At 37.4% G+C, this 15,926-nt stretch carries 8 protein-coding genes; 2 read left to right on the top strand and 6 right to left on the bottom strand.

Features of this window, described 5'->3' with window-relative positions:
• Window positions 1–42: 42 nt before the first annotated feature.
• The 4 genes from H1R81_RS04410 to H1R81_RS04395 all read right to left on the bottom strand — a co-directional run bounded on the left by H1R81_RS04410 (window position 43) and on the right by H1R81_RS04395 (window position 7,889).
• Window positions 43–1,578 (bottom strand): M20/M25/M40 family metallo-hydrolase, encoded by a 1,536-nt coding sequence (locus tag H1R81_RS04410; RefSeq protein ID WP_181839453.1) that lies wholly within the window; start codon window positions 1,576–1,578, stop codon window positions 43–45.
• A 149-nt stretch (window positions 1,579–1,727) separates the two neighbouring features.
• Window positions 1,728–2,567 (bottom strand): maleylpyruvate isomerase N-terminal domain-containing protein, encoded by an 840-nt coding sequence (locus H1R81_RS04405; protein WP_181839452.1) that lies wholly within the window; start codon window positions 2,565–2,567, stop codon window positions 1,728–1,730.
• Window positions 2,568–2,678: 111 nt separating this feature from the next.
• The gene (locus H1R81_RS04400; protein WP_181839451.1) at window positions 2,679–4,232 is read right to left on the bottom strand and encodes a serine hydrolase; all 1,554 of its coding nucleotides are present in this window, start codon (window positions 4,230–4,232) and stop codon (window positions 2,679–2,681) included.
• 198 nt (window positions 4,233–4,430) lie between these two features.
• A complete protein-coding gene (locus tag H1R81_RS04395) occupies window positions 4,431–7,889 on the bottom strand; it encodes an immunoglobulin domain-containing protein (RefSeq protein WP_181839450.1) in 3,459 nt (1,152 codons plus the stop codon).
• Window positions 7,890–8,742: 853 nt separating this feature from the next.
• Here H1R81_RS04395 and H1R81_RS04390 point away from each other — a divergent pair.
• Complete coding sequence (locus tag H1R81_RS04390) at window positions 8,743–11,193, top strand: glutaminase family protein (RefSeq protein WP_181839449.1); 2,451 nt, start codon at window positions 8,743–8,745, stop codon at window positions 11,191–11,193.
• 225 nt (window positions 11,194–11,418) lie between these two features.
• A complete protein-coding gene (locus H1R81_RS04385) occupies window positions 11,419–13,899 on the top strand; it encodes a DUF5916 domain-containing protein (RefSeq protein ID WP_181839448.1) in 2,481 nt (826 codons plus the stop codon).
• A gap of 56 nt (window positions 13,900–13,955) precedes the next feature.
• Here H1R81_RS04385 and H1R81_RS04380 read toward each other — a convergent pair whose 3' ends face one another.
• Window positions 13,956–14,306, bottom strand: a complete 351-nt coding sequence (locus H1R81_RS04380) for a hypothetical protein (protein ID WP_181839447.1) — start codon at window positions 14,304–14,306, stop codon at window positions 13,956–13,958.
• A gap of 320 nt (window positions 14,307–14,626) precedes the next feature.
• The gene (locus H1R81_RS04375) at window positions 14,627–15,865 is read right to left on the bottom strand and encodes an MFS transporter (protein ID WP_181839446.1); all 1,239 of its coding nucleotides are present in this window, start codon (window positions 15,863–15,865) and stop codon (window positions 14,627–14,629) included.
• Window positions 15,866–15,926 lie beyond the last annotated feature (61 nt).

The raw sequence follows: 15,926 nt of genomic DNA, 5'->3' as shown, positions 1-15,926 counted from the left end.
TGATGCTATCAATGAGTATCTTCGTTTTATTTAGTACCTATATTATTTCTTTCTTGGTAATTTTTCATCACGCATAGCCGCATTATACACGAATGAAGCAACAATAGTAGCCGCCTGTTTTAAATCATCAGGTTGAAGGTGGTCGTATGAATCCATATTAGTATGGTGTGTACGCGTATTATATTCAATTTCATCCTGAATAAACTGGAAACCAGGAATACCAACCCCAACAAAAGCCAGATGGTCAGTACCTCCGGTGTTACGGATTGTAACTGTTTTAGCTCCTAAATCATGAAACGGCTCAAACCATTTATTAAATATCGGGCGGCATGCATCATTACCTTGTAAATAAATTCCTCTGATTTTACCAGTTCCATTATCAACGTTGAAATAGGCCGCAACTTTATCACCTTCAGTATTACTCTTTTTGGTATTAGGATCGGTAAAGTGGTTTTTTACATAGTTTCTTGAGCCATGCAAACCTTGCTCTTCAGCACTCCATAAACCAATGCGGATGGTTCTACGTGGTTGTATATTCAGCGTTTTCAATATTCTTACCGCTTCAAGCATTACCGATGAGCCCGCTGCATTGTCTGTTGCGCCTGTAGCACTTTGCCATGAATCCAGGTGAGCGCCGAGCATCACCACTTCATCTTTCAAAGTAGGGTCAGTTCCTTTGATTTCAGCCAGCACGTTATAGCCTTGTAAATCCTGTGTATAGAATTTGGTTTTTACATCAATTTCCATTTTAACCGGAATACCTGCTTTGGCTAATCTGCATAATGATAGATAATCTTCGGCTGCCAACATAATATCCAATAGGTTTTCAGGGTCTGAACCCTTATAAGAACCCCCACCTGAAACAAACAAAGTACCATCTTTCCCTCTGTTACTCATACTCAACAAGGCCAATGCACCTTCTTTCTTAGCCATTTCTTTGGTTTTGGTCGAAAGCATAGTACTTCTTCGCATAGCCGCCATCATTGATCTGAAAGCTGTATCTGGCTGAGAACGGGTTTGAGGTGCATCATTTGCCATTTTCTCCAACTCTTCGTCGGTATATCTATTTGCATCAGCCTTGAATGATGGCGTAATTTTATCGCTTTTATATAGTAAGATAATCTTGTCTTTCAGTTTACCTTTATAGTTTTCAAGGGCCGTAGTATCTGTTTCATCAATCAGAAAGATTTCAGCTTCTTTCAGTTTTCCTTTAGTTCCGGCTGTCCAAGTTTTTGGATAGGATATTAAAGGGCGATAGTACGGTGCTGTCATAGCAAGGTAACTTTTTTCTAACTCCCAGCCTTTGCCAAATTCACCCCACGGTTCTAATCTGGCATCTGTCAATCCCCATTCTGTTAATTTACCTTTGGCATAATTGGCGGCACGCATAAAACCCGGCGAGCCTTGTAATCTCGGACCGCTTACATCAGTAAGGTTAAACGCGATATCCATTACTTTAGAATTGTTTAAGCCTTCCTGACGGATTTTCTTAACCATTTCAAGATCAACTTTTTCATCCTGAGCACTAAGCCCGAGAGAAATACAGAAAAAGACAATTACAGGTAGTAATTTTTTCATGAGGAGATGTTTAGTTTGTTTATGTATTACAATTTGCTTTGAAACTTCTAAAATTAGGGATTCATAGACTTCCATCCAAAATATTGAGATTAATCTATCAGAATATGCGATTAACAGGGGCTGAAGGCTGATAAGCACTATAATTAAACTTAAGCCATTACAGCCAGCATATCAAATATCATCTCTCCTGCCTCCTGTTTTCCTTCAATACTTATATAGTTCCTGGCCTCCTGTTTTGAGATACCTTTGGTAAGCAATCGCCAGGCAATAGCTCCTTCAATTATTACCTTACAGATCGGCTCTGTGACATTTTCCTGCACTAAAAACCATTGACTATTTTCATGATACAAATTCCATGTTCCCCCACCCTCTCCGGTTACAACAAACTGAATCGTATCACCTTCGTCACCTGTTAAAGTCCTGTAATGATGTGGTAATGCTCTCATAGAAGTTTCAAGATGTGGCCAGTAAAACTCTTTAGCATAGAGTTCACCTTCTTTCCCAACAGCCAATCTGATTTGTTGTTGGTGATGCCACTTTTCGGTATATTCTCTTGCCACATGAAACCATGTTCTTGACTCCTCTTCCCCTGCCCAATTCACCGGAAATATTGCTTTATCAAAAGGGTTCAATTGGGTTATATATTCACAATACTGCCTTCCACTAATCTCTAAAAGTTCTACTAATATTTTCGGACTCATTCTTTTAAATGCTATTACCCAATCAGCATTGAGCTTATTCAGGTAAAAAACTAAATCCTGATACGTATTTACATTATCTGGTTGAACACCATAATAACCATCTCTGGCCATAGAAAGTGAGCGGATATTACCATCTAAAAGGTGAACCGCTATGTCTTTTACTGTCCAGAGAGGGGCTATAGATTGTTTATTCCAGTCATCGTCAGATAGAGATTGCAAAACCTCTATCAGTTTTTTATCTATTTTGTAAAATAAATCTGTGATAAAAATGGGCGACAAGGGAGTCATATAAGTCAGTCTTATAGTAAATAAAGTTGTGCATTTAAGGTTAATAAATCAGCAATGCAGAACCCCTGCCGGGTTTCTTTAGCTAAGGGTAATGCACATCTATAATGTATCTTATCTTAAGAATTCAAGATCCTGAAAATCAAAACTGAAATCAGTAAGTGGTGAAATAGCTTTCATTCTGAAACCAGAACCTTTACCATTATTATCGAGGTTAAACATTACATAGGCATCTGCATCCATGCTTCGGTCAACCCATTTCACAATATAGGTATTACCTTTATACGGAAACATCTCACCGTTTAACAAATGAGATCGCTTTGAAGTAAACCACAATTTACCATTCTTCGTGGCAATTTCCACATCGCCAAACCATTTATCGTGATAAGTGCCTGTAAAAAGACTATTATCTGATTTTACAGCACTTTTTTGTTGAGTTTCAATATCTTTCCATATCCCGTCAGTTATTTTCTTGGCATTTGCAAGTCCCTGAACTACTCTATCGCTATTTTCTTTTACCCTGTCAATACCTTTAACCCCTAAATAACTATCTTTGATTGTATTAGTAATAGAGGTAAAAGCGGCTCCCTGTTGCTGATTAGTAAATACAATAATACCTAATTTCAATTCTGGTATCAGAGTAACTTGTGTTACGATACCTGCCAGCCCACCTGTATGCGTTGCTTGTTTATAACCTTTTACATCGCTTAGTCCCCAGCCTAAGCCATAGCTGGCAAAGTGAGTATTGTAAGAATTTGTACCTCTTACAGGAAGTATAGTCTGTGGTGTCCACATTTCATCATGCACTTCTTCACTGAATAATTGTTTGCCATTACCATACTTACCATTATCCATCTGCATAATTATCCATTTGCTCATATCAACTATATTACTGTAAAGACCTCCTGCCGAATTGGCAACCTCGCTCCAATCTCTACGTATTACTTTTACTGTCCCGTCTACGGGTGCATGTGGGTCAATCACATTAGATTTATTTTTCAATCTGCGAAAAGATGCAGCCGTTTGTGTCATTCCTAAAGGCTGAATGATCCGTTGCTCAACAAAATCCTCCCACTCCATTCCTGAAGCGCGTTTTATTACTTCTCCTGCCACGATATATAATAAATTATCATAATCGTATTTGGTACGAAAACTCGAGACCGGTTTCAGATAACGCAGATTGTGGATAATATCCTGCTTGCTGAAATTATTAGAGTCAGGCCAGAACATAAGGTCTCCGGCACCTAAACCCAAACCGCTTCGATGTGTTAGTAAATCTTTAATCGTAAACTCTTCTGTTACAAAAGGGTCATACATCTTAAATTCAGGAATAAAATCACGGACTTTATCATCCCATTTTAGTTTCTTTTCATCAATCAATATCCCTAATGCAGCAGTTGTAAATGCCTTACTATTTGAAGCAATGCCGAACAATGTATTTTCATCTACCTTTTGATTAGTAATTAGCGAACGTACCCCATAGCCTTTTGAATGAATTACTTTGCCATCTTTTACAACGGCCACCGCAATACCTGGCACATCAAAGGTTTTAAGTGTTCGTTCCACAAGGTTATCAATTTCCGTAGAGGTAATAACTTGTGCCTGAATATTACTTGTAAATGCCATTAAAGCTAAAAAACACAAAAAGAGTAGTTGAGGCTTCTTCATAAGAAACAAATCGTTTGAGGTTTTGAGAAGTGAATTGGGTCAGAATTAAGCTATTTACAAAGATTATCGAAAACGGATAAAATAGCAAGAAAATACAGAAGGAATAGGTTTAATTAAATGTAATTGGATTAATTACATTTCAACCACCCCTCTTTTCTGAAAGAAAGGTGGTTGAAATGGCATATCATTATCAAATTATTAAGGGCAGGAAGGGCTGATTTTAGCAAGGAATATACTCCCGGGAGCTGCTTCAAAGCCTGGCCCTAACAATACATATTTATTACCTATCTGGTCAGATTTACCACCTGCTTCAATTTTATTAGTCGACTGAATATTTTGTGCAAAATAATTCGACACAACAGTATTTGCAACATCATTTGTCGGGCTTGTTAAAACAAGTGCAGACGGAATACTCGCGCCTGTTGGTAATACATCAACTACAACACTACCTGACAATGTTCTATTACATTTCCCAAAAATATTCACACTTACTAAATTATAGGTAGTTGGACCAACTATTGGACCAGTGCTTATGGTTGCTACACCGCTGCCATCTAATATCGTAAATGCTGAAAAACCATTTGATTCGTAGTGAACCTCAGCCCCGGGAGTTCCTGAAAGAACTACTGTTGCATTAGTTCCCGGACAAACCGGAGGGCCGGCAGTAATTGTAACGATCGCCTTTGGCAAAACTGTTAAAGGAGCATCCCCAGAAGTCGCTATCCCGCACTCACCCGTTACTTTCGCTCTATACAAAGCTCCATTATCAGCAAGTGTTCTATTAGCAAGGGTCAGAACCGAAATATCTGAAAAATCATTATTCAGAGGTGTGCCGAACCCACTTGAACTTGGTGTCTGTCGCTGCCATTGAAAATTGAGAGTACCTTCTCCCGTAGCTTCAACCATAAATACTGCTGTTTCACCAACACAAACTATTTGAGCATTCGGCCCACCAGTAATTTGGGTTGGAGCTTTTAAAGAAAGTTCTCCTATCACTTCAATTGTCTTTTCACAATTCGTAGCATTATTTTTCACTTTAGTAATATAGATATTCTTTGTATTGTTCGCCCATAATAAAGTTTCTGTAAATGTAGCTTTACCAGTCGAGTCAGGTGTAACAACTGTTGTTTTTTCTGTGCCAGTAAAATCAATTTTATAAGTAACCGTATATGTTTCAGTACTTGGAAAACCTGTAAGAATAAAGGTAGCTTTTTGAGATGAACAAATTGCCGCAACCTGTTGAACATTAGTTATTGCCGGAATTGAAGTAGACAGGCTATAAAAATAAGCTCCTCCTTTACTTACTTCAGGAGGGAAAGGCGACGAGAGAAAAGATGCACAAGCCAGTATAGAAGTTTTGCTTAATGCTACTGAGGTTCCAAATAGATCACCAATCACTAAACCGCTTGGTATTAATAATTTCTTCTGCACCCAGTTACCAGCAGTATTTCTTTCAAATACAACTGCCGCCCCTTTGCCAACAAAGTTTCCTGGTGCGCCAAGAACAGCGATATTATCACGAATGGCAATTGAATATCCTAAACCACCTTCATCGCTTATATCAGCACTTGAAAGTTTTGTTTTCGGAAACCAGTTTCCAACTGCATCTCTTTCAAAAACCTGAACTATGCTTTCACCAGTGGGGTCAACATAACCAGAAGCAATAATTGTATTTCCGCTTATAGCAGTTGCAAAACCAAAACCCGCCCCACTATCTAAATTGTCAGGCACGTATCTACCTATGGATTGCCATATATCAAATTCGTCTTTTTCGTAAACAAAAACTGCTCCTCCAGCGCCATCATCAGGCGCACCCACCACGAGATTTTTTCCTGAAATACTTACAGAATAACCATAATAGGTTGAGAAATTTTCAAATAGCTCAGTTTCATAATTCCATATTCCCATTTCGTCTCTTTTATAGATGAATACTGATTCCCAACCATCAGCACCAACCGCCAAAAGCCCGTTAGAAACTGAAATTGAACCACCAAAATAATCATCAGAGCTATGATTGGGTGATTCTATCTTATCTAACTGAATCCAAGTACCGTCTGTTTCCTTTGTGAATATATACACGGCTCCCATATCAGCGTTCTGACCAGGTGCACTTACAAAAACAGTATCACCCGAGATAGCAACCGCAGCTCCAAATGAATCATCAGGTAAAAGATCTGCCGGAGATAATTGTGCAATCTGCGACCATTTACCGCCAGGGTTCATCTTATAAACATAGGCAGCACCTTTATAGTTAGCCTTAGACCACGCCCCAACTACTGCAAGACTATCTGAAACGGCTGAAGCGTTGCCAAACTCATCTAAGATCGTAACATTTGCAGGAACCTCTTTATTTTTTGTAATAATAGTCTGAGGGAAAGAAAGGAATACTTCATCGGTATAAAAATCGCAGCTTCCCACTATATGACAGCGATAATAGCCCCGGTCTTCCAATGTCACATTACTTATAACAAGCGTATTTGTAATTCCGGCTGGTATATCTACAAAAGTGCCGTTATCTTGTTTTTTTTGCCACTGGAAAGTTGGCGTCCCGCTGACATCTACTACAAAAGTAGCATTGTCTCCTAAACAAACGAGAGTGGATACGGGCTGAGTTATGATATCAGAAGTTAATGTAATGGTTGTACTATCAAAAACGCTTGAACAGTCGCCGCTAACCTCACACCGGACTTTATACGTTACATCTGAACTTGGTGTAACAAGTAGATGAGTATTATCAATTTGTGTAATTCCATCGTTTTCATACCATACTACATCGGCACCTACATCGCAGGTAGCATCTAACAATATTGATTCGCCTTTACAAATACTCGTAGAGGTCGAAATAATTGCTGGGGCAGTTGCTGCATTTACCGTAACATTAATGTCAGTAAACGCACTCGGACATAAATCAAGGCTCTCACATCTTACTTTATAGGTTGTGCTTGTCGTCAGATTTGTAATCACCGGATTTATCTCAGTAATGCCATCGTTCAGATAAAAAAAAGGCTGAGCGGTTCCCGAACAGGTACCATCTAAAGTCAGACTTTCTCCAAGGCATATAGCCGGGCTTACAGTAACCCCTGTTGGATCATCATTCAACGTTGAGTAGACATAAATAGTAAATGTGTCAAACGGACTGATGCATGGTACATCACTGTCTGTTTTCTCACAGCGTACATTATAGGTTGTAGAATTATCAGGTGCAATATGAAATATAGGGCCTGTACTAATTGGGAATGTGGTGTCTGATCCATACCAGACAACATCTGCATTTGGGCAGCTTGCTTTTAAATCAAGTTCATCACAATGGCAGAGCGATTGTTCTCTTGTTACATTAAATGGTCTGTTAACTGTAATTGTAACCGGAACCCCAACACTAAAAACTGCATTATACAGACATTTTACAGTGTAGGTAGCTGTTTGTGTAGCATTAAAATTAAGGGCAACATTCGATAAAAAGACATTAGATTCATTATACCATTTAGCTATACCTTTAGAACAGGTAGCTGTTAAACTCATTGGTGTATCATAACAGACAATCTGGTCCGATGTTACTCCTGTCGGCGCAGGTGTCTGAGCAAAAGTTAATTGAAAGCTAAAAAGCAGACCACAAAAAACAAAGATTTTCTGATAGTTTGACAGGTAGATGTTTTCCATAAATTAGGGCTATATTAGGTGTAAAACTGTATGGTGTTACAAACATCTCTAACCCAAGGGTTGAGAATTTCAAAAGTAAATTTGAACGCAAAATTGTATAAGGAGCAGTTTGATAGTTTCACTCATGCCAAAGTCACTTAAACTTGTGCCTCTGGCATTACTTTTAAAAGGAATTTTGCCTGACTTAATCAAAAAAAAAGACACACCTCACAACAAAAAATATCTGCAATTTGACATCACAACAGATAGGTAGTTTAGTGCAGAAAGATAGTAAATTATTTACATCAAAGCTAAGTTATAAGCATTCTCAAAATTAGCTAAAAAACATATACTTTAGCAAGGGTTTTGAAGAAAATTATAAGGAATTATTAAATTTCAGAATTGTAGCTTTCCTGAACATTTTAATAGTTTATTTTATTGGTGCAATGCAATTATTAATGCTTTTCTCAATCCCATACATTTCTTAAAGATTGCTGGTTATAAGAATTAAGTTTAAACCGGTTCTTTGCTATACTCTTATTCAATAAAGTCTGATAAATTAGAGCTGATTATAGTAATGAAACTCTTTTTTAAAGTGATAAGTCAATCATGTTGTTTTAGTACCAGGCATGAACTGAGCCCTTGTTTACTATAAAACCTGTTACTTTGAAACACTATTTCCGACAAGGTCATTACAGAAAGTATATGAATGAAATACTAGTATCGTTTTTGCCACTAAACAAAAATCACCTCTATGATAAAGCGGTTTATACGGTACTATTTTCTTACAATTATGAATTTAATTTTAGTCCTAAAATCATATTTTCTTTAAATTGCGAACTTATCTGATTCGTTTTTATTTAACCCCCCAATCATGAAAACCAAACTTATAGGAGTACTTGTTTTTTTAAATTTCCATTTGCTTTTTGCACAAAACAGCAGGTTACCTGCTTACCCTTTAATCACACATGACCCTTATTTCAGCATCTGGTCCACTACTGACAACCTTACTGAATCTCCTACAAAGCATTGGACAGGCGCAGAGCATTCATTAATTGGGATGATTGAGGTTGACGGTACTGTCTATCATTTTTTAGGTAAAAACGGTGATAACTATGAAACAATTATTCCTGCCGGAGACGAACTCAATTACGAAGCAGCCTATACTGAAACTTATCCGGGAGATAACTGGATGAGTCCTGACCTTAATGACAGCCAATGGAAAAAGGGAATCGCCCCATTCGGAAATAACCCAACGATGTCAAAAACCCAATGGAATACCAGGGATATCTGGATGCGTAGAAAATTTATATTAAACGACCTGAATGCTCAAGCACTGTACCTGAAATTGAATCATGATGATGATGTAGAAGTCTATCTGAACGGTGAAGTGGTGTATAAAGTAAAAGGCTGGACTAATAAATATATATATGTACCAATTTCTGATATAGCCAAAAGTAAACTTAAAACCGGAGAAAACCTTTTAGCCATTCATGTAATCAATAATGTAGGAGGTGCTATTTTGGATGCCGGTATTGTCGAAAAAATAATTCCAAAAGAAAACCCCAAACAACAAACTGCAATTCAGAACTCAGTAAAAGTAAATGCTACACAGACCATTTATAATTTTACCTGTGGTAAAGTTGATTTAACGCTTACATTCACTTCTCCATTATTAATAAATGACCTGAGTGTTTTAGCTCGTCCGGTTTCTTACATTAATGCAACAATGAAGGCCACCGACAATCTATTGCATGATGTTCGTATTTATTTAGGCGCATCAACTGATATTGCCACAAATACTCCTTCTCAGGAAGTACAAGCTACTAAATATTCAGCCAACGGTCTTGCAATTTTGAAAGCTGGCACTACCTCTCAGAATATACTTAAGCTCAAGGGTGATGATGTACGTATTGATTGGGGATATATGTACGTAGCTGTGCCTAAAACCAATGTACTACAATCATTTGCCAAAAGTGCTGATATCTCTGAGGCATTCAAATATATTCCAGGTAATAATTTAGGCGGTAAACATTTAATGCTTAATACCTTGGTAAACATCGGTAAAGTCGGGAGTACCGCAAAAGAACAACTATTTTTGATTGGCTATGATGATATTCAGTCAATACAGTATTTCCACACAAATCTTTCGCCATGGTGGAGATTAGATAAAGGAGCTACCATTGAGGGGCAATTGGCCAGGGCATATAAAGACTATGCAGTTATTATCAAGAAATGCGAGGCTATTAATCGCATGATTTATAATGATGCGTTCAAGGCTGGAGGAGAGCAGTATGCTAAACTATGCGAACTGGCTTATCGTCAAAGCATTGCGGCTCATAAATTAGTCAAAAGTCCTACAGGAGAACTATTATTTCTGTCTAAAGAAAACTTCAGTAACGGCTCAATCAATACAGTTGATGTTACCTATCCATCTGCACCATTATTTCTGGCATACAATCCAGATTTATTAAAAGGCATGCTTAATGGTATTTTCTATTATAGCGAAAGCGGGAATTGGACAAAACCTTTTGCTGCCCATGATTTAGGCACTTATCCTTTAGCAAATGGTCAGACTTATGGCGAAGATATGCCTGTGGAAGAGTGCGGAAATATGATTGTTCTGACAGCTGCAATTGCCCGAATTGAAGGCAATGCACTTTATGCAAAAAAACACTGGAAAACGCTCTCAATATGGGCTGACTATCTTAGCAAAGAAGGGCTTGACCCCGCACTTCAGTTATGTACAGATGATTTTGCCGGACATTTAGCCCGAAATGCCAACCTGTCAATGAAGGCAATAGTAGCTTTAGGTGGGTATGCTCAAATGGCAGAACAGTTAGGGGAAAAACAAACTGCATTGAAGTATCGTAATATTACAAAAAACATGGCATCTAAATGGATGGAAATGGCTACTGATGGTGACCATTACTCTCTGACATTTAACGACAAAGGGACCTGGAGTCAGAAATACAATTTGGTTTGGGATAAGCTCTTGAAAATGAATCTTTTCCCGAAAGAAGTTTACGAAAAAGAAGTAGCTTATTATCTCACCAAACAAAATGCCTTTGGTTTGCCATTAGACAGCCGTAAAACATATACTAAGTCGGACTGGATAATTTGGACTTCCGTTTTAGCAAGCAGACCAGAAGATTTTAAAGCTATTGCAGAACCTATGTATAAATACGCTACTCAGACTATTTCTCGTGTACCTATTAGCGACTGGCACGAAACTACTACTGGAAAAATGGTAGGTTTTCAGGCAAGAAGTGTGGTTGGGGGGTACTTTATGAAAGTATTGGAAAATAAGCTGAAAGGAAAATAAAAACTCACTACTGATTTTTCAGAAGCCATCTATCATCATACAAGAAGCAGATTTTAGAAATCAAATAAAATCTGCTTCTATGCAACATTTTATCCTTTCTTCTGTCTTTTTATAGTCAATACTTCTCTTGATAACCTGAATAATCAGCCTTTTAACATAATTTAATAGAGGCTTAAGACAAATTGCTTTAAATTTGCCGGGTATTTATACGTATGATTAATCTTTATGAAAAAGCTATTATTACTCACTTTAACCTTTGCGGGTTATACTTCCCTGTTTGCCCAGATAGTACCTAAGCGATTAGAAGCCAGGCGTACTGACAAATCTGTTGTAATTGATGGTCGATTGAATGAACCTGCCTGGCAGGATGCCTCTCTTCTTGATGACTATACCGAATTTCGTCCGGTAATAGGTCGTAAAGAAGAATATGCTAATCGTACAGAAGCCTACCTGATGTATGATGACGCAGGAATATATTTTGGTGGCACCTGTTACGAACGAAGCCTTGACAGTATTTCAAAAGAGTTGGTCGGTCGTGATGGCTTTGGGGCAAACGATTATATCGGAATTATTTTCGATACATATAACGATAAACTCAACGGTTTTGAATATTTTATCACCCCCTTAGGTGAGCAATGGGATGCCAAGATGACCTCAAACACTAATAGCGATAATGGCGGGGAAGATTTTAGTTGGAATGCGGTCTGGAAAAGTGCCGTAGTGATACATGATAAAGGCTGGTCATTTGAGATATTCCTGCCTTATTCGGCTATTCGTTTCAGCAAAGACAAAATACAGGATTGGGGCGTAAATATTACCAGAAGAAGACGCAAAACTGAACAACAGAATACCTGGAGTGCAATTGACCCCAATGTAAACGGTTTCTTAACCCAGGAAGGCCTCTGGACAGGCATTTCAGATATAAAACCTCCGATTCGTTTACAACTCTCTCCTTATTTTTCTGTTTATGCCAATCATTTTCCATTGAATCAGGCCGACCAGAAAAACTGGACAAATCAGGTTTCAGGCGGATTAGATTTAAAATTAGGTTTAAGCCAGGCTTTTACTTTAGATGCTACCCTCATCCCGGATTTCGGTCAGGTTCAAAGTGATAATCGGGTACTCAATCTCACACCCTTTGAAGTAAAATATAACGAATACCGCAGTTTCTTTACAGAAGGCACAGAGTTATTTAATAAGGGAAATTTGTTCTATTCAAGAAGAATTGGCGGCTCTCCAATTAATTCTGGAGAAGCCTACAATAATTTAAAGCCTGAAGAGAAAGTAATTAAGAATCCAACAGAATCCAAATTAATCAATGCCTCCAAAATTTCAGGACGTATGAAAGGTGGGTTAGGCATTGGTTTGCTGAATGCCATTACTCGACCGCAATATGCCATTATTGAAAATTCTGAAACCGGAGAAAGGCGAAAAGTTGAAACCGACCCCACTACTAACTACAACATTTTAGTACTTGACCAGACCCTGAAACATAATTCAAGCGTGAGTTTCATTAATACCAGTGTATTAAGAAGCAACAATAATTATAATGCCAATGTAAGTTCAGGTTTGTTCAGTTTTTTTGACAAGAAAAATACTTATAACTGGACGGGCAGTGTTGCTATCAGTAATCTCACTTATAAAATACCAGATAAAAAGACCACAACCGGATATAGTCATTCATTCGGGTTTGCTAAAACAAGTGGAAGATTTAATTTTAACATTTCACAACAACTGACCGACACAAAATATACAAGTAACGATTTAGGCTATTTCACTAACAATAATTTCATTGACCATACTTTGTATGTAGGTTATCGTTACACAGAGCCAAAAAAATGGTATAATCGGCTATTTTATAATTTTAATGCCACGCTAAGTTCTCTCTACTCCCCGATTGGAGATATTAAATCAAAATACCAACAATCTAATATTAATGTAAATTTGAACGCCCAAACCAAGAAATTGCATTGGTTTGGTATATTTGCCAATTTTACGCCTAAACAAAATGACTTCTACGAACCTCGTGTAACTGGAAAAGTTTTTAAACGTGGAGCGAGCATGATGGCTGGTGCGTGGATTGAAAGTAACTACGCCAAAAAATATTCTGTAAATGCTCAGATAGCCGAAAGAGTATATATGAACTTTTATGACCTGAACGGAGCAGATATATTTTTCTCGCATCAATACCGATTCAACAGTAAGTTTTCAATCAGGCATTCTGTTGAATATCAAGGCAGACCAACTGGCCTTGGTTTTTCAACACTACTCGAGAACAATACTCCTTTGTTTGCTCTTAGAAACGTTAATTCCATTGACCACATATTATATTTGAAATATAATTTCACCAATAAAATGGGACTTACTTTCAGAGCCAGACATTATGCAAGTGTAGTAAAAACTAAGGAATTTTTCACGCTTACTGATAATGGTAAGCTAACACCCAAAAACAATATTACTGACAATCTTAACCGTAATGTTAATTTCTTTAATATTGACATGGTCTATACCTGGCAATTTGCTCCGGGAAGTTTCTTGAATATTGTATGGAAAGAAGCCGGTTTTATAGACTCTAAACTGGCTACCAACAACTATTTTGATAATTTACAAAATACACTCCAAACCGAGCAAAACAATAATTTCTCATTGAAAGTGATATACTTTTTAGATTATTTGCAGTTGAAGAAATTGAAGCGAAAAGAGTAGAATAAGTTCAATTTCCAGAAACACCAGGTGTTTCTGGAAATTGAACTTATCCGTATTTATTTCACAATTCCTACGTCCATTCCAGCTTTGAAGAGTTTCTGGGGTGGGTTAGTTTTAATAAATTTGGGCATTTGAAAACCTATCTGAAATCGCAAACCCATTTTCTTTTTATCTTTATTAGCCGGATCATTTACTTTTTCTTCCATATTGGTTATAGATAATCTGAAACCAAAACCCAGAAAATTAGTCATTTCATCTTTCAATTCATCGTCATTTTCCTGGTTTTCTTTAACACTCTTAGCCTCATAATTCACCTTCTCTGCTACAAAGAATTTCTTTTTTTTCTCTTGCGCACTTAAAGTACCTCCAACCAACAGTAATATTATCAGTAAAGCAAGCTTTTTCATTATATAATCCGGACTTAGTTATAATTCTATCGAGAAGTAAAAAAAACAATTATACAATCGAATTTTAAACTACAACAAATTTAGTTCGGCATTTTACACAAACAAAGAATTGATTCGGGTTTTTAGTAGAACATGATACACAAAGAAGCTGGCAATAATCTATAGATGTGAATTTTTTAAAAATTACATTAATTTCAGTTTATTGAAAACTGAAGTAAATCATTGGATTTATAGTTACCAGAAACAAAATATTTTATCGTTTTTCTGATTTAAAATCAGAAAAACGATAATCATGAATCCTCAGCGTATTTTCATAAAGATTATTCCACATAATCCATTTCTTTGGTAAAAGTCTCATCAATATTCCACAGCGCAATCAGGGCAATGGCAGAGGTACAAACACCAATTACCAAAGCTGCATACATAATACCCATATCAGGTTTAAGAAACTTGAAAATAGCTAATAACGGAATGGTTGCTCCACGAACAAAATTAGGTACTGTAGTGGCAACTGTTGCCCGGAGATTTGTACCAAACAATTCAGCAGCAATTGTAATGAATAGCGTCCAGTAACCGTTACAGAAGCCCAAAAAGGCACATATTACGTAGAAGCTATAACTACTGCTTACAGGAATTAAAAGATACACTAATACAAATGCCAATGAAAGTAAAATAAAAAGTAATATTACTTTCTTTCGGCTTTGCATATACTGACTCAAAAAACCACTTGCTATATCGCCAAATACTTGTCCCGTAAAGGTCAGCATGACAGCCTTACCGGCATTAATAGGCTCCACTATTCCGGCAGCTTTAGCAAATTCGGGTGAGAAAGTAATCAGGATACCAACAACGAACCAGATTGGCAAGCCCACAAGTATCGACATCAGGTATTTGATAAATCGGGTTCTATTATTAAAAAGCATCAGCAGATTCCCTCTCGAAACATGCTTATTTTTAGCATCAACAAATATTCTGGATTCAAATACATTGATACGCAAAATTAATAATAACAAACCCATACCACCTCCCACATAGTAAGAAACACGCCAGGCAAAAAGCTCGGCTACAAAATAAGCAGCTATGGCACCGACTAACCCTAAAGTAGCAACAATAGTTGTTCCATAACCTCTGATTTGTCGGGGCAATATTTCTGTTACCAGGGTCACTCCCGCACCTAACTCACCAGCCAGACCAACTCCTGCTATAAACCGGCAAATAGCATATTGCGGAATAGTACCAACCATGCCATTAGCAATATTAGCAAGCGAATAAATAATTATTGAACCAAAAAGTACTGATAAGCGTCCTCTTTTATCACCCATTACGCCCCAGATAATACCGCCAATAAGCATTCCTGCCATTTGTATATTAAGTAGTCTGGCACCCTCTTCAAATAATTGGTCCCCTTCAAACCCTAATTCTTTCAGGCTTGGTACTCTAACCACATTGAAAAGAAAAAGGTCATACATATCAACCAGATAGCCCAATGCGGCAACAAGTACGGGTAGTTGTAAGAGTTGTTTAAGTATATTTTGCGAGTTTGTCGTAGAATTGGTCATGAAAAGGTTATAGGATAGGGTTAAATAAGAATCCAATACCCTTCCCTGACAGTGAGGTTTC

Origin of the sequence: Emticicia sp. BO119, from assembly GCF_013912375.1 — a bacterium.
Classification (GTDB): domain Bacteria; phylum Bacteroidota; class Bacteroidia; order Cytophagales; family Spirosomataceae; genus Emticicia.
The sequence above is the reverse complement of the archived record's forward strand: the minus strand, read 5'-3'. Positions and strand labels throughout refer to the sequence as shown.

What these genes read in the sequence shown, in the direction of transcription:
- H1R81_RS04410 (WP_181839453.1), bottom strand. Translation starts at nt 1,578, where the DNA reads ATGAAAAAATTACTACCTGTAATTGTCTTTTTCTGTATTTCTCTCGGG.
- H1R81_RS04405 (WP_181839452.1), bottom strand. Translation starts at nt 2,567, where the DNA reads ATGACTCCCTTGTCGCCCATTTTTATCACAGATTTATTTTACAAAATA.
- H1R81_RS04400 (WP_181839451.1), bottom strand. Translation starts at nt 4,232, where the DNA reads ATGAAGAAGCCTCAACTACTCTTTTTGTGTTTTTTAGCTTTAATGGCA.
- H1R81_RS04395 (WP_181839450.1), bottom strand. Translation starts at nt 7,889, where the DNA reads ATGGAAAACATCTACCTGTCAAACTATCAGAAAATCTTTGTTTTTTGT.
- H1R81_RS04390 (WP_181839449.1), top strand. Translation starts at nt 8,743, where the DNA reads ATGAAAACCAAACTTATAGGAGTACTTGTTTTTTTAAATTTCCATTTG.
- H1R81_RS04385 (WP_181839448.1), top strand. Translation starts at nt 11,419, where the DNA reads ATGAAAAAGCTATTATTACTCACTTTAACCTTTGCGGGTTATACTTCC.
- H1R81_RS04380 (WP_181839447.1), bottom strand. Translation starts at nt 14,306, where the DNA reads ATGAAAAAGCTTGCTTTACTGATAATATTACTGTTGGTTGGAGGTACT.
- H1R81_RS04375 (WP_181839446.1), bottom strand. Translation starts at nt 15,865, where the DNA reads ATGACCAATTCTACGACAAACTCGCAAAATATACTTAAACAACTCTTA.